Here is a 15,103-nt window from a genome sequence, read left to right as displayed (position 1 = left end):
GTCCGGATGGGAAGTCGCCAAACACCCAATCGGCGCCGAACGCCCACCCCAATGAACACCCAGAAGCATGGCCGACTTACCTTCGCGAGCCGACTCGGGAGGGTCAAACAGATGAGCTTTGGGGGGCCGGGAGCCACCGGCTGCGGCCGCTCAGTGCGTTGCAGCGCAGACCGCCAGCAAGTGGCTTGGCCCGTACCCCTCCGGCAGCGAAGCCACCCTGGCTACCACCAGGGTCCAGGGTCCAGGCTCCAATCTGCAAACCACCTCTTGACGGCTCACAGCTGGGGACGTTGCAGCCCAGGTGCAGCGCCCGAGGCGCTCGGAGGGGGTACGCCACTGCGCCGCGCCTCGATGTAGATGCGGTTGATGCGCGGGTAACGCCCGCCGATTTCGCGCTCGATGGCCTCGACCGTGTTCACCATCGTGTCGGCCGAGGTGCCGACTACGAATTCCACGTCCATGGCCAGCAACACCTCGTCGCGGCCCATGTACATCGACAACGGCGGCCGGGCGCGCGCCACGGCCGCATGCGCCTCGGCCAGCGCCACGATGGCATCGGCCGTGTCGCGCCGGATGCCCTCGCCAATCAAGAGGCCATGCGATTCGCGCATCAGCAGCACCGCCACCCCCGCCAGCAGCAGGCCGATGGCCACCGACGCCGCACCGTCCAGCACCGGCAGGTCGAGCGCATGGCTGGCGTACACGCCCAACGCCGCCAACAGCAGGCCCAGCAGCGCTGCGCCGTCCTCGGCCAGCACGGTGTAGACGGACGGGTCCTTGCTGGCGTGCAGCGAACGCCAGAACGGCCGGCCTTCGGCTTCGCTTCTGAACTGGCGCAGGGCAATGAAGAAGCTCGCGCCCTCAAACAGCGCTGCCGATCCCAGCACCACATAGTTCCAGAACGGGTCGCTCAGCGGCGCGGGTGCGCGCATGTGCTGCACGCCTTGGTAGATGGAAATGCCGCCGCCCAGCCCGAAGATCAGCACGGCGACGATCAGGCTCCAGAAGTACAGCTCCTTGCCATGGCCGAACGGGTGCGCGCGCGACGCCGGCCGCTTGCTGCGCTGCAGGCCCACCAGCAGCAGCAGGCCGTTGCCGGTGTCGACCGTGGAGTGCACGGCTTCGGACAGCATGGCCGCGCTGCCCGTCACGCCGGCCACGATGAACTTGGTGGTGGCGATGGCCACGTTGGCGGCAATGGCGCCATAGATCGCGGCTTTGGATTCGGCCATGGCAGGGCATCCGTTGGTTTGCTATTTAAACAATAGCTTCAGACGCAGCTAGGATAAGCGCTTGGTGCCGATTGGACGGGTATTTCGCTCTTGGCGCAGTGCCCGTCTGGTATCTGCAGGGCCTGCGTTGTCCGAATCAGAACGGGATGTCGTCGTCCATGTCGTCAAAACCCGAAGCCGCGCGCGGGGGCGGGGCCATGGGCGCGGGCGCTGGACGCGATGCGGGTGCGGCGGCAGGGCGCGCGGCGGGCGCTGGCGCGGCGCGGCGCGGCGCTTCGTAGCCGCCCCCCCCGGCGGCGTCGCCGTAGCCGCCGTCGTCGTAGCCGCCGCCCTGGGCGGCACCGCCCATGCCTTGGCGGCCGCCCAGCATCTGCATGTTGTCGGCGCGGATCTCGGTGGTGAATTTTTCAACCCCGGCCTGGTCGGTCCATTTGCGCGTGCGCAACGACCCTTCGACGTAGACCTGCGAGCCCTTGCGCAGGTACTGGCCGACGATTTCGGCCAGGCGCCCGTTGAAGACCACGCGGTGCCACTCGGTGGCCTCGCGCATCTCGCCGCTCTGCTTGTCTTTCCACTTGTCGGTGGTGGCGATGGTGACGTTGGCGACCTGGTCGCCGCTGGGGAAGGTGCGCATTTCGGGGTCGCGCCCGAGGTTGCCGACGATGATGACTTTGTTGATCGATGCCATGGTGGTGGGGCCTGTAGAGAATGAAGAAGAGGGGAACAGAACGGCACTACGGCCAGTGCAAAAGTGCGCCACTGCGCGCTGCAATTGTGCCCCATCGCCCCTCCAGCGCGGCGGCAATGGCGCGGCAGCAAACCGGCGTGCTGCGGGCCCCGGCGCAGTCGGCGTCAGTGCGGCGCGCGCGCCACGGGCTTGAGCGGCCAGGTCAGCACCAGCCACAGCGCCGTCAGCAGCGCCGTCGCGGCAAACAGGCCCGGCGCGCCGGCCCACTTGAGCAGCGCGCCGCCGAGCGCGCCACCGGCGAACAGGCCCAGCGACTGCAGCGTGTTGTAGGTGCCCAGCGCCGCGCCGCGCAGCGCGGCCGGCGCCATGCGCGAGACCAGGCTGGGCTGGCTGGCCTCGAGCGCGTTGAAGCCGCAGAAAAACACGAACAGCAGGGCGCCCAGCGTCCACAGCGCGGGCGCCTGGCCGCTGGCCGCGTCCCAGCCGAGCCAGCCCAGGCCGGCCTGCACCGCGAGCACCAGCGCAATCGACAACAGCAGCGCGCCGCGCAGGCGCCCGCGCCGCTCGAGCGCAAACAGCGCGCCCATGAACAGAAAGGACAGCACCACCGCCGGCAAATACACCTGCCAGTGCTGGTCCTTGCCCAGGCCCGCCTGCACCAGCAGCGCCGGCACGGCCACCCACATCGCCATCTGCACGGTGTGCAGCACGAACACGCCCAAGTTCAGGCGCAGCAGGTCGGCGTTTTTCCAGACATCGGCCAGGCGCCCGCGCGGCGCGTTGGCATGCTGTGCCGGCTCGGGCGGCACCCACCAGACGACGACCGCCGCGCCGGCCAGCGCCAGCGCGCAGGTCAGCGCGAACAGCCCGGTCAGGCCGATGTGCGCGGCCAGCAGCGGCGCGGCCACCAGCGCCACGGCAAACATGAGGCCGATGCTGCCGCCCACCAGCGCCATGGCCTTGGTGCGCACCGCGTCGCGCGTCTGGTCGGCCAGCAGGGCCGTGACGGCCGCGGACACCGCGCCCGCGCCCTGCAGCGCGCGGCCCACGAGCAGCCCGGTGAGCGTGTCGGCCAGCGCCGCCAGCAGGCTGCCCGCGGCAAACACCAGCAGGCCCAGCACGATCACGCGCTTGCGCCCGAAGCGGTCCGACGCCATGCCCAGCGGCAGCTGCAGGAATGCCTGCGTGAGGCCATAGATGCCCATGGCCAGGCCGACCAGCGCCGGGTCGTCGCCGCCCGGGTACTTGCGGGCTTCGAGCGCGAACACCGGCAGCACGAGGAACAGCCCCAGCATGCGCAGGGCGAAGATCAGCGCCAGCGAGACGCTGGAGCGGCGCTCGAGCGCCGTCATCGCGGTGGACGGGGGAGCCGGCGGCGCGGACGCGGGCGCGGCGGTGGAAACACGGGTCGATGGGGGCACGGTGGGCTCGAACACGCGGGCAGCGCCTGGGGCGCGGGGCGGCGTTGGCAACAAAAGCGCCCATTGTGCGCGATCCAGAGCGCTGGCCGCGGCCCGCTGCGGCCGGCGCCCTGGCTATCATGGGGGGTTTCCCCCAGCCCAGGCGCGCGCCCACCGTGAACCCTCCCGTCCCCCCCCGCCCCGCGGCCGCCCCGCCTGAATCCGAAGGCCGTCCGCTGGCCCAGGTGCTACGCCAGCAGGCGCGCATCAGCATCCGCGGCGCGCGCACGCACAACCTGCAGAACATCGACCTCGACATCCCGCGCAACCAGCTGGTCGTGGTCACCGGGCTGTCGGGCTCGGGCAAGTCGAGCCTGGCGTTCGACACGCTCTATGCCGAAGGCCAGCGCCGCTATGTCGAGAGCCTCTCGACCTATGCGCGCCAGTTCCTCGGGCGGCTGGACAAGCCCGATGTGGACCTGATCGAGGGCCTCTCGCCCGCCATTGCCATCGAGCAGAAGGCCACCAGCCACAACCCGCGCTCCACCGTGGGCACGGTGACCGAGATCCACGACTACCTGCGCCTGCTCTACGCGCGCGCCGGCACGCCCTACTGCCCCGACCACGGCCTGGCGCTGCAGTCGCAGACCGTGAGCCAGATGGTCGACGCGGTGCTGGCGCTGCCGCCCGAGACGCGGCTGATGGTCCTGGCCCCCGTGGCGCGCGAGAAGAAAGGCGAGTTCACCGAGCTGTTTGCCGAGATGCAGGCGCGCGGCTATGTGCGCTTCCGGGTCGATGGCCAGGTCTATGAGCACGGCAACCTGCCGGCGCTCAAGAAGGCCGAGAAGCACAACATCGACGTCGTGGTCGACCGCGTCAAGGTGCGCTCCGACCTGCAGCAGCGCCTGGCCGAGAGCTTCGAGGCCGCGCTGCGGGTGGGTGAGGGCGTGGGCGGCGCCGAGGCCGGCGGGCGCGTGCTGGCGCTCGAGATGGACAGCGGCGCCGAGCACCTGTTCAGCAGTAAGTTCGCCTGCCCGGTCTGCAACTATTCGCTGCCCGAGCTCGAGCCGCGCCTGTTCTCGTTCAACTCGCCGCTGGGCGCGTGCCCGGCCTGCGACGGCCTGGGCCAACGCGAGGTGTTCGATGCGGCGCGGGTCGTGGCCTTCCCCGGCCTGAGCCTGGCCAGCGGCGCCATCAAGGGCTGGGACCGGCGCAATGCCCACTACTTCGCGCTGCTCGAGAGCCTCGCGCGGCACTACGGCTTCGACATCGAGGCGCCCTTCGAGAGCCTGCCCGAGAGGGTGCAGCGCGCCGTGCTGCACGGCTCGGGCGACGAGGACATTGCCTTCCACTACCTGGTGGACAGCGGGCCGAACCAGGGCAAGCCGCTCGTCAAGCACCACCCGTTCGAGGGCATCCTGCCCAACCTGGCGCGGCGCTGGCGCGAGACCGACTCCACCGTGGTGCGCGAGGACCTGGCGCGCCTGCGCAGCACCCAGCCCTGCCCCGACTGCCACGGCGCGCGCCTGCGCCGCGAGGCGCGCCACGTGAAGCTGGGCGAGGGCGCAGACGCGAAGGCGATTTTCGACATCAGCCACGCCACGCTGAGCGAGGCGCACGCCTGGTTTGCCGCGCTGCAGCTGTCGGGCGCCAAGGCCGACATCGCCGACAAGGTGGTGCGCGAGATCGCCACGCGCCTGCAGTTCCTCAACGACGTGGGCCTGAACTATTTGAGCCTGGACCGCAGCGCCGAGACGCTCTCGGGCGGTGAGGCGCAGCGCATTCGCCTCGCCAGCCAGATCGGTTCGGGCCTGACGGGCGTGATGTACGTGCTCGACGAGCCCAGCATCGGCCTGCACCAGCGCGACAACGACCGCCTGATCGCGACGCTGCAGCACCTGCGCGACATCGGCAACAGCGTGATCGTGGTCGAGCACGACGAGGACATGATGCGCGCGGCCGACCAGATCATCGACATGGGTCCGGGTGCCGGCGTGCACGGCGGGCGCGTGATGGCCCAGGGCACCTACGGCGAGGTGCGCGACGACCCCGATTCGCTCACCGGCCAGTACCTCGCGGGCACGCTGCAGATTGCCGTGCCCGCGCGGCGCACGCCCTGGCTGCCGGCGCGCGCCGCGCCCGCCGCGGCGCCGGCCCCGGCGGGCAAATCGCGCTTTCCGGCCACCGAAGCGGGCCAACGGCGCGCCGAGCGCCTGGCCGAGCACCACGCGCGCCAGGGCGCGCTGCAGGCGCTGCGCGTGGTCGGCGCCACGGGCCACAACCTGAAGAACGTCAGCGTCGACTTTCCCGTTGGCCTGTTCACCTGCGTGACCGGCGTCTCGGGCTCGGGCAAGAGCACGCTGGTCAACGACACGCTGCACAAGGCCGTGGCGCGCCAGCTCTACCGCGCGCACGACGAGCCGGCGGCGCACGCCGAGATCGTCGGCATCGAGTACTTCGACAAGGTCATCAACGTCGACCAGTCGCCCATCGGCCGCACGCCGCGCAGCAACCCTGCGACCTACACCGGCCTGTTCACGCCGATCCGCGAGCTGATGGCCGAGGTCAATACCGCCAAGGAGCGCGGCTACGGACCGGGGCGCTTCTCGTTCAACGTGGCCGGCGGGCGCTGCGAGACCTGCCAGGGCGACGGCGTCGTCAAGGTGGAAATGCACTTCCTGCCCGACGTCTACGTGCCCTGCGACCTCTGCCACGGCGAGCGCTACAACCGCGAGACGCTCGAAGTGCAGTGGAAGGGTCGCAACATCGCGCAGATCCTCGACCTGACGGTGGAGGACGCGCACGCCTTCTTCCAGGACGTGCCGACCATTGCGCGCAAGCTGCAGACGCTGCTGCAGGTGGGGCTGTCGTACATCCGCCTGGGCCAGAGCGCGACCACGCTCTCGGGCGGCGAGGCGCAGCGCGTCAAGCTCGCGCAGGAGCTCTCCAAGCGCGACACCGGCCGCACGCTCTACATCCTCGACGAGCCGACCACCGGCCTGCACTTCGCCGACATCGACCTGCTCCTGAAAGTGCTGCACCAGCTGCGCGACGCGGGCAACACCATCGTCGTGATCGAGCACAACCTCGACGTCATCAAGACCGCCGACTGGCTCATCGACATGGGCCCCGAGGGCGGCGCCGGCGGCGGCACCGTGGTGGGCGTGGGCACGCCCGAGATGCTGGCGGACAACCCGGCCAGCCACACAGGGCGCTACCTGGCGCGCTACCTGGCGCAGGGGCGCGGAATTTAGACCAAAAAGCGGTTTTACGCTGGTGCAGCCAGCGCCGACAGCTATTGAATTTGTATCACCCTGGGGCCGACTGCGGCCCCAGGGGCCACCGCAGCGCCATCGCCCTCGAGGCGGAACACCGACACCACCTGCACCAGGTCTTCGGCCTGGCCCTTGAGGCTGCTGGCGGCGCCGGCCATCTCTTCGACCAGGGCGGCGTTTTGCTGCGTCACCTGGTCCATCTGCGTGACCGCTTCGCCCACCTGCGAGACGCCCAGCGACTGCTCGCGGCTGGCGGCGCTGATCTCGCCCACGATGTCGGTCACGCGGCGGATCGCGCCCACCACGTCGGTCATGGTGGCGCCCGCGCGGTGGACCTGGGCGTTGCCCTGCTCCACGCGCGCCACGCTCGCGCCGATCAGCGCCTTGATCTCGCGCGCTGCCTCGGCGCTGCGCCCGGCGAGCGAGCGCACCTCGCTGGCCACCACCGCAAAGCCGCGGCCCTGCTCGCCCGCGCGCGCCGCCTCGACGGCGGCGTTGAGCGCGAGGATGTTGGTCTGGAACGCGATCGAGTCGATCACGCCGATGATGTCGGCGATCTTGTGCGACGCCTCGTTGATGCCCTGCATGGTCTCCATGACCTGCCCCACGACGGCGCCGCCCTGCACGGCCACGGTGCTGGCGCTCTCGGCCAGCGCGCTCGCCTGGCGCGCGCTGTCGGCGTTTTGCGCCACGGTGGAGCTGAGCTGCTCCATGGAGGCGGCCGTTTGCTCGAGTGCGCTGGCCTGGCTTTCGGTGCGGGCCGACAGGTCTGTGTTGCCCTGCGCGATCTGCACGCTGGCAATCGCCACGCTCTCGGCGCCGCCGCGCACGTTGCGCACCACCCGCATGAGCTGCTCGCGCATCTGCTGCAAGGCGGCCAGCAGCTGGCCGACCTCGTTCGTGCCATGGACCAGGGCGGTGCCGCCGAGGTCGCCGAGCGCCACGGCGCGCGCCAGCTGCACCGCCTGGGCCAGCGGCTCGGTGATCGAGCGCACGAACACCAGGGCCAGCGCGCAGGTCAGCGCCAGCGTGCCGGCCAGCGCCACGACGAGCAGCCACAGGTCGCGCTGCAGGGAGGCCGCGCGGGCGTTCAAGGTGTCGCCCAGCCGCTCCAGCGCCTGGCCGTTGAAGGCATACAGCGCGTCGATGCTGCGCGTGAAGGCGTCGAAGTACGCGTGCGGCGCCAAGCGCAGCACCTCGGCGGCGAGCAGCTCGCGCTCGGCCAGCTGCAGGGCGGCGTCGACCTGGCCCTGCACGCTCTGCTGCGCCGTGCCCAGCGCCTGGGCCAGCGCGGGGTTGGCGGCCCCGGCGCGCGCAAAGCTGCGAAAGGTCTGGCTCTGCAGTTCGGCCGCGCGCTGCTGCAGCACGAGCAACTGGCCGCGCCCCTGGGGCGGCAGCTCGCCCTGGCCGAGGAAGCCCGTGCCCTGGGCGCGCATCACGCCGAGCTTTTCGGCCAGCATCGGCGCGTGCACCAGCGCGGCCTGGATGATGGCGTGCGTGTCGGCGTGCGGGTCGGTCTGCAGGCCGTAGGCATGCAGCAGGGTTTCGCTCAGCTCCATCACGGCGGCGATCAGGGCGCTGTGCTGCGCCATGCTCTGCGCGGGCGGCAGCTGGCGCGCGGCCACCGCCGGCTCCAGCGCCTGCCAGCGCTGGCGCAGCTGCGCCCACTGGGCCAGCGGCGCGGCCGGGGTGGGGGCCGCGGCCAGGCGCGCATCCACCATGCGGATAGCGCTGGCGAGCGCGTCGCGCACGGCCGGGCGGCGCGCGGCCAGTGCCTCGTTGCCCCCGAGCATGGCCGCCGAGAGGCCGCGGTGCACCTGCAGCAGCTGCAGCACCTCGTTGAGTGCCCGCAGCGGCGCTGCGCCCTGCACCTCCCGCCGTGCCTGGGCGATGTCGTCCAGCGCCTGGCGCACGGCCACCCAGGTGGGCGGCACGCTCATCATGAGCCCGATCACCCCCAGGATGAGGAATTTTTGCAGCAGGTGGAGGCGATGGAGAAAAGGCATGGACAGGGGTCAGCCTCCAGGCGGCGAGCGGAAGGCGCGGTGAAGAACCGCCCGTCCATGTCCCGCTTGAAGTGCAACTTAATGTAAACAGCGCGAATGTACGCCTGCGCCCCGCGGCCGCATTGACGCACGTCAATCCGGCCGCGGCGGGCGGTCGCGGACGGGACCGCGCAGGCGCCAGCGCCCGGCAAGCGTCTGGCCATAATGGCGCTTCCGCCCTGTTGCCGGCGCGCCGCACGCGCCGCCCTGCCATGCTCCTCCCCTTGCCGCCTGCCCTGCCTGCCGCACACCGCGCCCACCGCCGCGCTGGCGCCGCAGGCCCGACGGGGCCCACCGCCGACGCCCGCCCATGAGCGGCCGCGCGGCGGCCCAGGCCCCGATGTCGGCGCGCGATCTGCTGGCCGCGCTGGCCGTCGTGGTGCTGTGGGGGCTGAACTTTGTCGCCATGAAGTGGGGGCTGCGCAGCTTCACGCCTTTCCAGCTCGGGGCGGCGCGCTACCTGTGCGCGGCACTGCCGTTGGTGCTGCTGGTGCGCGCGCCGCGCGTGCACTGGCGCTGGGTGGTGCTGTTCGGGCTGCTGCAGGGCCTGGGGCAGTTCGGCTTTCTGTTCGTGGCGCTGCAGGTGGGCATGACGGCGGCGCTGGCCAGCGTGCTGATGCAGACGCAGGTGTTCTTCACGGCGCTGTTTGGCTTCGCGCTGCTGCAGGAGCGGCCCGGCCGGCCGCTGCAGTGGGGCATGGGCCTGGCCGCGCTGGGCCTGCTGTGCTTTGCCCTGGGCCAGCTCGGCGCCAGCGGCGCGGGCGCGGCCGACACCACGCTGGCCGGCCTGCTGCTGACGCTCTGCGCGGCCAGCTCCTGGGCGGGCTCGAACATCGTGGCGCGGCTCGTGAACCAGAAGGCGCCCGGCTACGACCCGCTGGCCTTCGTGGTCTGGAGCTGCTTGGTGCCGGTGCTGCCCTTTGTGGCGCTGTCGGCCTGGCTCGATCCCGACGCCGGCCGCTGGCTGCAGGGCGCGGCCTGGGCCGGCGTGCCGCTGCTGGGCTGGCTGTCGGTCGCCTACCTGGGCTGGGCCGCCACCGTGCTCGGCTATGGTCTGTGGACGCGCCTGCTCACGCGCCACCCGGCCAACCGCGTGGCGCCGTTCAGCCTGGGCGTGCCCGTGGTCGGGCTGGCGGCGGGCCTGCTGGTGCTGGGCGAGGTGGTCACGCCCTGGCAGTGGGCCGGCGTGGCCTGCGTGGTGCTGGCCCTGCTGTGCGTGGTGCTGGGGCCGCGCTGGGGCGCCCGGTAGCGGCACGGCGCGGGGTGCATATCAAAAACAGGAGCTGCCTGCGTCGGCTTCATCTATGTTTCAGATAGAAATGTGCATGAAACCAAGGTATGGCGAGCGCAAGCAGCTCACTTTTTTGAATTCAGAGCCGGTGCCTGCACGCGCAATGCATGGGAATCCGCCCCCATGCAAGGCATTTTGATGGGCTGGACCCGTCTCAATCCACATGCGGTCGCAGCGCGCCCGGAACGCCCGGCCGCTGCAGGCCGCCGCCCTCCAGCCAGCGCCGGGTATTTTTCTTGGCCCGCTCTATCAGCTCGTGCGCGCGCGAAAAATCGTAGGCCGAGGCCGCCAGCGGGCACAGCGGCGGCACCGTCAGCACCTCGAAGCGATCGGCCAGCAACTCCAGGTCTTGCACCAGCTGGTGCGCGATCAGCATGTTGAGCGCGTGCAGCGCACTGGCGATGGCGCTGGCCGGCGGCGCGCTCAAGGCGCAGGCATAGCCGGTGGGCAGCACGACCAGCCGGGTCGCCCCCAGCGCCACCGCCGCCATGACCGGGGTGTTGCCGGCGATCGCGCCGTCGATCAGGTAATCCTTGCCCACCCGCACCGGCGGAAAGATCGCCGGGATCGCGCAACTGGCCAGGATCGCCTCCACGGCCGGCCCCGACGACAGACAGACCGAATGGCCGTGCAGCTGCTCGGTGGCGACCACATGCATCGGCAGCGCCGCCTGCTCCAACCGGCTGTAGGGCAAATGCTGTGCAATCAAGGCCTGCAGCCCGCTGGCATCGACCAGCGCCGGCGAACGCGAAAACAGGCCGGCCAGGCGGCTGAAAGTCATGGGAAAGAGGGTGCTGCGCTTGAGATTGCACCAGAGCGCCTCCAGCCGCTCCACACCGGCCAGCGTCGGATCGCCCGCGAAATACGCGCCATTGATGGCGCCGACCGAGGCGCCCACCACCAGATCGGGCTGCACGCCATGGGCCACCAGCGCATGCAGCATGCCGACCTGGATCGCGCCGAAACTGCCGCCGCCGGCAAATACAAAGGCGGTCTTGCCCTGGGCCGTGGATTCCATCTGCGCCTCCCTGCTGCCGATACCACCGCGGCCGTCCCGGCGTGCGGCGGAACGCCCATATTACTGCCGCGTGGGACGGCGCCATGCCCCTGCGCGCAGCCTGCCTGGCGTCCGGGTCCATCGGCAGCCATCGGCCTCGGAGTCCGCTTTTTTCATCAAAAACAGGAGCTTTCTGCGCCGGCTCCATATATGTTTCAGATAGAAATATGCCTCCAATCAAGGTGTGGCGTGCGCAAGCAGCTCACTTTTTTGACTGCGATTCAGAGCAGGCGCCGGCGCGCCCAGCGCACCACCGTGACGCCGGCGCGCGCCTGGCGCGTGGACGGCATCACGAGCACGCAGTCGCCGTACGGCGTGGCGACGGCTTCGCCGTCGTTGTCGCCGATCACGGTGCCGGCTTTTGCTATCACCTCCAGCCCGGTGAACGGCGCGTTGAAGCGAAAGCCGCTGCTGCGGGCGACGACCGCGCCGGTCACTTCGAGCGCCCACTGGCGCGGCGCGTCGCTCTGGCGCCAGCCGGGCAGCCGGCGCGCCAGTTCGGCGGCGTCGACCACGCCCGAGGCGGCGATGAAGCGCACGCACAGGTCCTGCGCCACGGCGCGGCTGGCCGGGTCGCCGTGGAAGCCGCATTCGACCAGCAGCGAGCGCGTGTCCGGCGCCTGCGCGTCGGGCAGGCCGAAGCGCCCGTAGTCGCGCATGCGCACGCCGTCCTGGTGGCCGGCATCGACCACGATGTGCTCGGGGCTGCGCAGCGTGCGCGCCAGCTCCAGGTTGCGCGGCTGCATGCCGGTGAGCAAGAGCGGCGCCGAGGGCTCGTGCATCGAATGGAGGTCGAGCAGCCAGTCGGCCTGGGCGACGAAGGGGCGCAGCTGCGCGGCGCGGCGGCGCTCGCGCGTGTCGCCGGCATCGATGCGCGCGTCCAGCCACTGGCGGTTCAGGTCCTCGTCGGTGAAGCGCGCGGTGTCGTGGGCCGCGGGGTCGAAGCGGTCGAAGGCGCCGAGGTTGCAGAACGCCAGCGTGAGCGCACCCTGCTGCGGGGGCAGGCCCGCTTCGAGCAGGCCCTGGAGCGCCCAGGCGCCGCACAATTCGTTGCCGTGCACCAGCGCGCTGAGCAGCACGCGGCGGCCGGGCCGGCCCGAGTCGAAGTGCCAGACACCCTCGGTGCCGGTGTTGCCGTCGCGCCAGGCGGCGAGGTCGGGCGCGGGCAGGTCAAAAGCCAGGGACGGCGCGCTCATTCTTCGATCTTGGCAAAGGCGACGATCTTCTGGTACTTGGCCACTTCGGCGGCCAGGAACCGGTCGATGTCGACGTGGGTGGCCGAGACGGTGGAGCCGCTGGCCTCGAGCTTCTTGCGGAAGTCGGGCGACTGCAGCGTCTCGTTGAGCGCCTTCTTGATCTTCTCCTGCACCGGCTTGGGCAGGTGGGCCGGCGCCATGAGCGCGAACCAGACGCCGATGTCGAGGTGCTTGAACTGCGGCGATTCGGCCAGGGCCGGAATGTCGGGCGTCTGCAGCGCGCGCTTGGCCTCGGTCGTTCCGAGCGCGATCACCTTGCCGCTCTTGATGTGCGGCAGGCCGCTGGAGAGCACGAACACGCCGTACTCGATGTTGTTGCCCATCAGGTCGTTGGTCAGCGGCGCCACGCCGCGGTAGGGGATGTGCGTCATGAACAGCCTGCCCTGCTGCTTGACCATTTCGCCAGCCAGGTGCAGCGAGGTGCCCACGCCCGAGCTGCCGTAGCTGAACTTGCCGGGGTTCTGCGACACCTTCTGCACGAACTCGGCCGCCGTCTTCGGCCCCGCCTGGGTCGAGGCCACCAGCACCAGCGGCTGCGTGGCGATCAGGCCGATGGCGGTGAAGTCCTGGATGTCGTACTTGACCTTTTTCGTCACCAGCTTGTTGATGGCGATCTCGTTGCTCGCGCCCACCAGCAGCGTGTAGCCGTCGGGCGCGGCGCTGGCCACCTTCTGCGCGCCGATGGCGCCGCCGGCACCGCCGATGTTCTCGATCACCACCGGCACGCCCAGGCGCTGGCCCAGCTCGGTGGCGACAGTGCGCGCCGTCAGGTCGGTGCTGCCGCCGGGCGGGTAGCCGACCACGATGGTGATGGGCTTGCTCGGGTAGGGCGCGTCCTGGGCGCTGGCAAAGCCGCTGGCCAGCAGGGCCAGGGCGGCCAGCACGGTGGCGCGGCGCAGTGCGTGGGGTCGGTTCATTCGCGGTCTCCTTGTGGGTGTGCGCCCCATTGTGCGAACGGGCCACCCCTGCGGCGGTGCCGAAGTGGCACGCGGCCGTGCCGTTTCGACCGCGCGCCCTGCCGCGCTCAGCGCTCCGCGATGGCTTTCCAGACGGTCTCCGCGAGCGGCGACAGGCGCCGCTTGGGGCGGTACAGGCGCACGTCGAAGTGCACCTCCAGGCCCTCACCGCCGGCCAGTGCCAGGTGGCCGCCGTGGCAGTCGGCGTGCACCATCGACCATGGCAGCCAGGCCACGCCCAGGCCCTTGCGCGCGTATTCATAGTGCGCGTCGGCCGAGTCGCACTCCACCAGGCGCTGCAGGCGCGGCGCCTGCGGGTGGCGGGCCAGGTGGTCTTCGACGAGCCTGCCCAGCGCGAGCTGCGGCGCATAGGCCAGATAGGGCACGGCGTGCTCGCTGCCCAGGCGGTGCAGGGCGGTGCCCTGGGCGCCGGCCCGCGACACCGGCACCAGCCGGTCGGAGGCCACGGTGACATGGGCGAACTGGCGCGCATCGAGCGAAATGGCCAGCGCCCGGTGGTCGTAGACCAGCGAGAAGTCGGCCTCGTGGCGCTCGAGCATCGCCACCGTGTCGGCCAGCGCGCGCGTCAGGATGCGCAGCTCGCCGCCCTGCAGCACGGGCGCCAAGCGCACCAGCCAGTCGGCCACGACGGTGCGCGCCAGCGTGCGCCCGGTGGCCAGCGCCACGGTGCGGCCCTGGCGCCCGGCGAGGTCCTGCAGCTCTTCGCGCGACTGGTCGAGGTTGCGCGCCATCTGCGCGGCGGAGTCCAGAAAGCTGCGCCCCGCCGCCGTCAGCGTGACGGGCCCGCCCTGGCGCTCGACCAGGGGCGTGCCCGCCCAGGCTTCGAGCGCCCGGATGCGCCGGCCAAACGCCGGGTGCGTGACATGGCGCAGCTCGGCCGCGCGCGTGAAGCTGCGTTCGCGCGCCAGCACGATGAAGTCTTCCAGCCACTTGAGCTGCATCGGGCAGTCGGGTGGCCGGGGAGGGCGCGGCTCAGGCGCCAGGGCGCGCGGCCTGCAGCAGGTCGCGGGTCTTCAGGGCCTCGCGGCGCGCGGCGGCCGCAAAGTCGGCGCCGTTGCTGGCGTACAGGATGGCGCGCGAGGAGTTGACGATGATCGGGCCGTCCGGGCGCCAGCCGGCCTGGACGGTGGCCGCGGCATCGCCGCCCTGCGCGCCGACGCCCGGAATGAGCAGCGGCAGCGTCGGCGCAATGGCGCGCACGCGCTCGATCTCGGCCGGATAGGTGGCGCCCACCACCAGGCCCAGCTGGCCGTTGCGGTTCCACGGCCCCTGCGCCAAGCGCGCCACGTGTTCGTACAGCAGCGGCTGGCCCGCGACGCTGGCCAGGCGCTGGTTCTGCAGGTCGTCGCCGCCGGGGTTGGAGGTGCGGCACAGCAGGAAGGCGCCCTTGCCGGGGTAGTCGAGGTAGGGCTCGACCGAGTCAAAGCCCATGAAGGGCGAGAGCGTGACGGCGTCGGCGCCGTAGCGCTCGAAGGCTTCGCGCGCGTACTGCTGCGCGGTGGAGCCGATGTCGCCGCGCTTGGCGTCGAGGATCACGGGTACGCGGGGTGCGTTGCAGCGCATGTGCTGCATCAGGCGTTCGAGCTGGTCTTCGGCGCCGTGCGCGGCAAAGTAGGCGATCTGCGGCTTGAAGGCGCACACCAGGTCGGCGGTGGCGTCCACGATCGCGGCGCAAAAGTCGTAGATCTTGCGCGGGTCGTCCCGCAGGGCGGCAGGAAAGCGCGTGGGCTCGGGGTCCAGGCCGACGCACAGCATCGAGCCGTTGTGCGTGGATGCGGCGTGCAGCATGTCAAGAAATGTCATGGCCGCGATTCTAGAGCTGGCCTCACCCGGGCTCCCATCCGCGCATGCACCAGGCGCCAGGGCTGCCGCACGGCAAGGC

General features: G+C 71.1%; 11 protein-coding genes. 2 read left to right on the top strand and 9 right to left on the bottom strand.

The features are described 5' to 3' along the window. Positions 1 to 275: 275 nt before the first annotated feature. The 3 genes from B2J89_RS08455 to B2J89_RS08445 all read right to left on the bottom strand — a co-directional run bounded on the left by B2J89_RS08455 (position 276) and on the right by B2J89_RS08445 (position 3,272). Positions 276 to 1,232, bottom strand: coding sequence for a cation diffusion facilitator family transporter (locus B2J89_RS08455; RefSeq protein WP_169168709.1), 957 nt, complete (start codon positions 1,230 to 1,232; stop codon positions 276 to 278). A gap of 136 nt (positions 1,233 to 1,368) precedes the next feature. Further along, a complete protein-coding gene (ssb, locus tag B2J89_RS08450) occupies positions 1,369 to 1,920 on the bottom strand; it encodes a single-stranded DNA-binding protein (RefSeq protein ID WP_169168708.1) in 552 nt (183 codons plus the stop codon). A 164-nt stretch (positions 1,921 to 2,084) separates the two neighbouring features. Then, positions 2,085 to 3,272 (bottom strand): MFS transporter, encoded by a 1,188-nt coding sequence (locus B2J89_RS08445; RefSeq protein WP_169168729.1) that lies wholly within the window; start codon positions 3,270 to 3,272, stop codon positions 2,085 to 2,087. A 188-nt stretch (positions 3,273 to 3,460) separates the two neighbouring features. On the opposite strand from B2J89_RS08445, the gene uvrA reads away from it, so the two are divergent. Beyond that, positions 3,461 to 6,574, top strand: coding sequence for an excinuclease ABC subunit UvrA (gene uvrA / locus B2J89_RS08440; RefSeq protein ID WP_169168707.1), 3,114 nt, complete (start codon positions 3,461 to 3,463; stop codon positions 6,572 to 6,574). A gap of 41 nt (positions 6,575 to 6,615) precedes the next feature. Here uvrA and B2J89_RS08435 read toward each other — a convergent pair whose 3' ends face one another. Beyond that, positions 6,616 to 8,601, bottom strand: coding sequence for a methyl-accepting chemotaxis protein (locus B2J89_RS08435; RefSeq protein ID WP_169168706.1), 1,986 nt, complete (start codon positions 8,599 to 8,601; stop codon positions 6,616 to 6,618). Between the two features lie 349 nt (positions 8,602 to 8,950). On the opposite strand from B2J89_RS08435, the gene B2J89_RS08430 reads away from it, so the two are divergent. Continuing rightward, the gene (locus tag B2J89_RS08430) at positions 8,951 to 9,889 is read left to right on the top strand and encodes an EamA family transporter (protein WP_169168705.1); all 939 of its coding nucleotides are present in this window, start codon (positions 8,951 to 8,953) and stop codon (positions 9,887 to 9,889) included. A gap of 196 nt (positions 9,890 to 10,085) precedes the next feature. Here B2J89_RS08430 and B2J89_RS08425 read toward each other — a convergent pair whose 3' ends face one another. From B2J89_RS08425 to pyrF, 5 genes are all read right to left on the bottom strand, one after another. Beyond that, on the bottom strand, positions 10,086 to 10,949 hold the full coding sequence (locus B2J89_RS08425; protein WP_169168704.1) for a patatin-like phospholipase family protein: 864 nt from the start codon (positions 10,947 to 10,949) through the stop codon (positions 10,086 to 10,088). Between the two features lie 260 nt (positions 10,950 to 11,209). Then, a complete protein-coding gene (locus B2J89_RS08420) occupies positions 11,210 to 12,184 on the bottom strand; it encodes a succinylglutamate desuccinylase/aspartoacylase family protein (protein WP_169168703.1) in 975 nt (324 codons plus the stop codon). Continuing rightward, the gene (locus tag B2J89_RS08415) at positions 12,181 to 13,161 is read right to left on the bottom strand and encodes a tripartite tricarboxylate transporter substrate binding protein (RefSeq protein ID WP_169168702.1); all 981 of its coding nucleotides are present in this window, start codon (positions 13,159 to 13,161) and stop codon (positions 12,181 to 12,183) included. The genes B2J89_RS08420 and B2J89_RS08415 overlap by 4 nt, the downstream gene beginning before the upstream one ends. A gap of 107 nt (positions 13,162 to 13,268) precedes the next feature. Further along, positions 13,269 to 14,162 (bottom strand): LysR family transcriptional regulator, encoded by an 894-nt coding sequence (locus B2J89_RS08410; protein ID WP_169168701.1) that lies wholly within the window; start codon positions 14,160 to 14,162, stop codon positions 13,269 to 13,271. A 31-nt stretch (positions 14,163 to 14,193) separates the two neighbouring features. Further along, positions 14,194 to 15,024: an orotidine-5'-phosphate decarboxylase gene (gene pyrF / locus B2J89_RS08405; protein WP_169168700.1), complete on the bottom strand. Its 831-nt coding sequence runs from the start codon at positions 15,022 to 15,024 to the stop codon at positions 14,194 to 14,196. Positions 15,025 to 15,103 lie beyond the last annotated feature (79 nt).

The organism is Acidovorax sp. SRB_24, assembly GCF_012931925.1.
This window is presented reverse-complemented; position numbering and strand designations above follow the sequence as displayed.